At 34.1% G+C, this 5,541-nt stretch carries 7 protein-coding genes; 4 read left to right on the forward strand and 3 right to left on the reverse strand.

The genetic code is table 11. The annotated features are described in order from the left end of the window. The 3 genes from IBX42_RS10965 to IBX42_RS10975 form a co-directional block, all read left to right on the forward strand. The coding region (locus tag IBX42_RS10965; RefSeq protein WP_294932858.1) for a hypothetical protein at positions 1 to 263 on the forward strand (263 nt) is incomplete at its 5' end. 210 nt (positions 264 to 473) lie between these two features. Further along, positions 474 to 1,025 carry a c-type cytochrome gene (locus IBX42_RS10970; protein WP_294932860.1) on the forward strand — a complete coding sequence of 184 codons (552 nt, stop codon included), beginning with the start codon at positions 474 to 476 and terminating at the stop codon, positions 1,023 to 1,025. An 8-nt stretch (positions 1,026 to 1,033) separates the two neighbouring features. Beyond that, entirely contained in the window at positions 1,034 to 1,462 is a 429-nt protein-coding gene (locus tag IBX42_RS10975; protein WP_294932862.1) for a hypothetical protein, read from the forward strand. On the opposite strand, the gene IBX42_RS10980 is transcribed toward IBX42_RS10975, so the two are convergent. Next, positions 1,445 to 3,277, reverse strand: coding sequence for a diguanylate cyclase (locus IBX42_RS10980; protein ID WP_294932864.1), 1,833 nt, complete (start codon positions 3,275 to 3,277; stop codon positions 1,445 to 1,447). The genes IBX42_RS10975 and IBX42_RS10980 overlap by 18 nt on opposite strands. A 215-nt stretch (positions 3,278 to 3,492) precedes the next feature. On the opposite strand from IBX42_RS10980, the gene IBX42_RS10985 reads away from it, so the two are divergent. Beyond that, the gene (locus tag IBX42_RS10985; RefSeq protein ID WP_294932866.1) at positions 3,493 to 3,750 is read left to right on the forward strand and encodes a helix-turn-helix transcriptional regulator; all 258 of its coding nucleotides are present in this window, start codon (positions 3,493 to 3,495) and stop codon (positions 3,748 to 3,750) included. Here IBX42_RS10985 and IBX42_RS10990 read toward each other — a convergent pair. Together IBX42_RS10990 and IBX42_RS10995 are read right to left on the reverse strand one after the other, a co-directional pair. Continuing rightward, complete coding sequence (locus tag IBX42_RS10990; protein ID WP_294932868.1) at positions 3,747 to 4,526, reverse strand: EI24 domain-containing protein; 780 nt, start codon at positions 4,524 to 4,526, stop codon at positions 3,747 to 3,749. The genes IBX42_RS10985 and IBX42_RS10990 overlap by 4 nt on opposite strands. Beyond that, positions 4,523 to 5,464, reverse strand: coding sequence for a DUF3137 domain-containing protein (locus tag IBX42_RS10995; protein ID WP_294932870.1), 942 nt, complete (start codon positions 5,462 to 5,464; stop codon positions 4,523 to 4,525). Before IBX42_RS10995 ends, IBX42_RS10990 begins: the two co-directional genes overlap by 4 nt. Positions 5,465 to 5,541: the final 77 nt, after the last annotated feature.

Here is a 5,541-nt window from a genome sequence, read left to right on the forward strand (position 1 = left end):
AGGAGTTAAATATGAAACTTATACTATCAATGGCAGCAGTGCTTTTTTTCTTGGGATGCAGCAGTGAAAGCAAACAAGAGACAAAAGAGACAATAAACGAGGTTAAAACCGAAGCAGCACAAGAGTTAAAAGAGGTCAAAAAAGAAGTCTCTGAAAAAGCAGAAGATGTTAAAGAAGATATTTCTGATAGAGCAGAAGATGTTTCTGACGCAGCAGAAGATATTAAAGAAGATATTTCTGAAAAAGTAGAAGAGGCTAAATAAGCATTTATCTCACTTTTACTCTCTTCTCTCATCCCCAATCTTCTCTTCTTCCCAACGTTCTCGTTGGGATTATATACTAAGGCAACAATAACACGATTATTTATTCCCAAACTGAAGCTTTAAAATGAAGAGATTACATCACCTTGAATTAGCCTAAAATAAGCTATAATAATTGGTATTTAACAAAAAAATAATATATTAGGAGCAAAAATGAGAATAGTTTTACTAGCGGTTGCAACACTATTTATAATAGGCTGTAGCAATGAAAACAAGCAAGCGAGTGAAGAGACGGCGACTGAGGAAAAAAGTGTAGCTCAAAGCGTTAAAGAGGTAAAGAGTGAAGTTATAGAGACGACTCAAGAGGTCAAAGAGCAAGTAACTCAAAAAGCGCAAGAAGTTAAAGAAGAGGTGGCTTCAAAAGTCGAAGAAGTTAAAGAAGAAGTTGTACTAAAGACACAAGAGGTCAAAGAAGAGGTCGCAGTAAAAGTAGAAGAAGCAAAGACGGCAATAGCCGAAATTAAGGTTGACGCTGCAAAACTGTATCAAGTGTGTGCGGGATGCCATGGAGCAGACGGCTCAAAAGTTGCCCTTGGAAAATCGCAAATCATTAAAGGTTGGGATGCTCAAAAAATACAAGACGCTCTTAATGGGTACAAAGCCGGAACATACGGCAAAGCCATGAAGGGGATAATGGTAGGGCAGGTGTCCAAGCTTAGTGATGTTGAGATAAGGGCGCTAGCAGAGCATATTTCTAAATTTTAAATTTATAAATGAAGAGCGCTCTTTTTATCTCTCTCATCCTTTTTTTCTTGGGGTGTGATGGAAAAATCAATAAAAACATATATGACAAGAGTAAGATTGGCGCAACTGCCTCATCTATAGAGATTGTTGCCAATGATAAGGAGTCTCTTAGTTTTTCAAAAAAGATTATGCAGGAGAGAGGGTTTGTCGTCGGCAAATCAGACTACTCTCTGCGTGTAGAGCATAGGGACTATGCAAAAGCATGTACTAATCCACTCTCAAAAACCTCCTCAGACTACAGCTATGACGGACTTGTTGTAGTAGAGTTATTTTACAAAGATGGCAAAATATACTCTATCTACAGGGATTTTAAAGGCAAAGTGAGCGAAAAACATTTTGCGACTTTGATAGATATTATGATTGATGACCTCGAGATAAGATTAAAAAACATAAAATGATGAGATTCTGTTTTTCCCATTTTGCTTTGCTTTGTATAGCTCATCATCGACCAGTTTGTAGATCTCATCCGTTGAGAACGGCTTACTTATCTGAGCAAAATCCGCAACTACTACACCGCAAGATATAGTAAGTACGCCAAAGGGAGGGTTCCCTTTGTGTTCTATATTTAAATCTTCAATATTTTTTAGCAGTTTTACTATAAAGCCATCAATATTATCACTATTTTCAATATTTAGTATTGCGGCAAACTCTTCTCCACCGACTCTAAAAACAAAGTCGCCCGCTCTGTTAAAATAGGATTTTAATCTATCTGATATGGTTATCAGCGCTTTGTCTCCCATCTGATGACCGTACATGTCATTGTAGTTTTTAAAGTTGTCTACATCACACATAAATAGGCAAAATTTATTTTTTTCTCTTATGGCATAAGAGAGCTTTTTTTGAAATATCTCGTCAAAAAAGCGTCTGTTATAGAGATTTGTTAACGCATCGGTTATGCTGAGTTTCTCTACTATTTTTCTATCGCTTATATCTTTTGCCACCATTATGTACCCTAATTTTTCTCCTTTAAAACCGTAGCAGGGGGCTATTGAGCCATCTATCCAAAAAGGGGAGCCATCTTTTTTTCTATTTTTAAATTCTCCATTCCATTGATTGTCGAGTGAGATGCTCTTCCATAGCTCGTTAATAAGAGTTGTCTCCTTAGAATCAAGCATGACATCGTGGCTCTTTCCTATTAGTTCTGATTTTTCATAACCGCAAATTAAGCAAAAAGCTTTGCTTACATCGGTAATTATCCCGTTACAATCGGCATAGGAGACTATTACATGATTATCTATTATTTTGTTGAATTCATCTCTTTTGTGCCCAAACTCTTTTTCCAAAGTTATGTCAACTGCTATTCCGCAGATTTTTATCTCTTCATTTTCATCTTTAAGAGGAAATTTTTTTACAAAAAAGATTTTTCTCTCATTTTCTAAATTTATTTCTATCTCAGTAGTAGTTGACTTTTGCTCATTCATTACCGTTAAATCGCTAGCATTTAAAATTTTTACTACATCTTTAGGAAATAAATCCGCATCGTTTTTCCCTACTATCTCTGTACTGAATATTTTGAGAAAGGCACTGTTTGCGAAGATGTAAGTTCCATTACCGTTTTTTTCAAATATGATAGAGTCTATAGCGTCAAAAATATTTTTCATGTTATTTTTTTCAATATGTATGATTTTTAGATATTTGTCAAGATAACGTAGGGATTTTTTAAATATAATTTGGTAGTAAAATATAATCAGTAAAATATTTAAAATACCGACGATTGAGAGTTTTTTAAGCGTGTCTAAGTAGATTTTATTATAGCTTTGCTCACAATAATCAACAAAATTATTAAACGCATCAAATATCTCATCTCTGTTGTTTATAAGTTCTGAGTGCAATTTCTCATTTGGAGCTTTGATATATAAATGTACACTCTTTAGAAAGTTTTTTATCGGTTTGTCTTTTAAAGCATTTATATTAATATTTGGTATATTTGTTCTGATTAGATATAAAAGTTCTTTTTCGTTTGAAGAGTATTCTGAGACTCTTGTTTTTAATCGTTCAAGTGCATTTTTATCATTTAGTAAAAAATGATTGTTAAGTTCAAAGATGATTTTTTGGGAAAGTACGCGTTGTTTGCCGGCGATATTGATTGATTTCGCGTAATATTTGCTTTTATACCCTATATTTAAAAGCGTAATAATGCCAACTAAAAAAATCAAAAAAATCAATGTTAGCATTATAAAATTGATTTTTTTGAGTTTATATATATCTGACATATTTACCTCTTGTTATTTGAGTATAATGATTTAGTTTACGTCATTTTAGACCTACTCCGAAACCTAAATTTATGATTAAACTAGAGATATTGATTTCATAAAAATAGTAGGTTTATTTTACTTTATAAGAAGATTTTATCAACCCACTGCAGTAGGTTGATAAAAAGCCGCTTTAAAATTAAACTTAAGCCAAAAAATTAGCATAGTGGATTTATATGAAATTTGAGTTTTCAAAAGAAGAGATAGAAGATATCCACAGAAAAATAGGGCTCGCAGTAAAAAAATATAGAGAATACAAAGGATTTACCCAGCTTGATTTATCTTTAGAAATGGGGAATAAGTCTGTAAGTTTGGTCTCTGCTGCAGAACTCTTTAGAAACAAGAAACGTTTTAATATAGGACACCTTTATAAAATATCCAAGATTCTAAATATTCCTATGGTTGCCTTTTTTGAAGAAACATCAGGTAGTTAGATATTTCTTATCTTTTTTACCTCTAAAAAGTAGGTGTGTCCTAGGTAGATAACAAAAAAGATTGCCCCAAAAAATATAGCAAAGGGAACAAGTGAAACAAGGTAGAGGAGAAGAGTTTTTACTCTAATGTTGTTTTTGTTGAAAAACTCTATCTGTTTTACTTCCTCCTTTGTGCAGATGCTTGAAGAGACATCAAAAGTTAGCATCTTATGAAAAAAGTAGTAAAGCGGTATGTTGATTGCCACGATATTTACAAGCGGGATAAAGTAAAAAGGGATAAGTAAAAAGAATAGTAAAATCATAATCGCTGAGTATTTTATGGCTAGAAAGATTGCATGTATAGGGTTTGAGTAGCCTACCATCTCAATATCTCTATAGTGTCTTAAATGAAGCTCTTTTAATACAAACGGCGTTAAAAAACCGATGATAATTATTGCCACAAAGATAGAGAGATATATTGTTAAAAAGCCGCCGATTATGTAGATGAAGAAAGTTGCCAGCCATGAAGTTATGGTGTAGCTCATTAAAAATTTCATAATTGCCGAACCTTCAAGTTCTGCTTCTAAGGTCTCTGTGTGAGGGATACCGTTTTGCATAGTTGTTTGGGAGCTCTCTACATGCATAGTCCCGAGTTGTTCTACGCCGATGCCTGCTGCAACAAAGAAAAGTATATACATAACAATGATGCTTATGATAAAGGGTAAAAGGGCGTATTTGAGCATTTTGGGCGTTAAAAAATCCTTGATGCTTTGCAATAATATATCTTTTTCGCTCATCTTTTGCTCCACAGTTTTTGGTTTAGTTTTAGCTCCTCAACGAGACCTATCGCCAGATGCAGAGTTTTTATATACTCCATGGCTATTTTATAGTCTAAAAGTGAACGAAAGATAGACGGTTCAAAAAGATCTTTATTATAACTGATAGCCATGTAGATATGTATGCCGACAAATGAGATGTGAATTTGATGGTCTGATTTTTGTTTAAAAGCGAGGAGTTTTTTCATAAGCGAATTTGAGAGGATATATCTTGCTTCTACTTGATTGGTAGAGTATACGACAAACTCTTTTTCAAACTCTGGGTCGTCCATTTTGACAAGCTCATCTCTTGCCATATTGTTTGACTGTAACCAGTGACCGATAACATCGCCAAACGTATTTTGAGCAGTGTCCGGTAGAATAACGGTCTTGCCGCTGAAGTGCTTGTTGAAATCGGCAACTATAAAAAGCCCCTGAAAAAGGGTACTCCAGTTTTCTCTTCCTTTGGAGCTTTTTTGCCTTTTTTGGGCATGTAAATCTGAAAACTGGATATTGATACCGTCAATTTGCCCTTTTACATAGTCGTTTCCGCTGAGCTTGTCCGCTGTTTCAAACAACTCTGAGTGCTCAAAATAGTAGTCTGACACATGTGTTTTTGATGAGTACAAAAGAGTACTGTCTATGGCATGAACGAGTGGTTTTATAACACTTATTTTAAATTCATGCGTATAGTCATGAACTAAAAATTTATAAATTACGGCACCAAGAGCAATATATGCGAAGAGAATAAATTCATAAAAATTGCCTAATGTTAGAGCTATGGCAACACACACCGCAGTATAGACAAAAGCGACAAGAGCTATTTTATATCTAAGATTTTTTCTATCGTTTTCCAGTTTCTCTAAGGTTGGAAATAGATTTTTATAGTAATAATCTGTAAGTTCGCTTACGCTTTTCATTTATAAGCCTTTGTAGTTCCTCGAAAAACTTTGTTTTTCGTAGCTTTTAGGTATGCTAACCAATGGCATACTCCATG

This window comes from Sulfurimonas sp. (assembly GCF_014859695.1).
GTDB lineage: Bacteria > Campylobacterota > Campylobacteria > Campylobacterales > Sulfurimonadaceae > Sulfurimonas.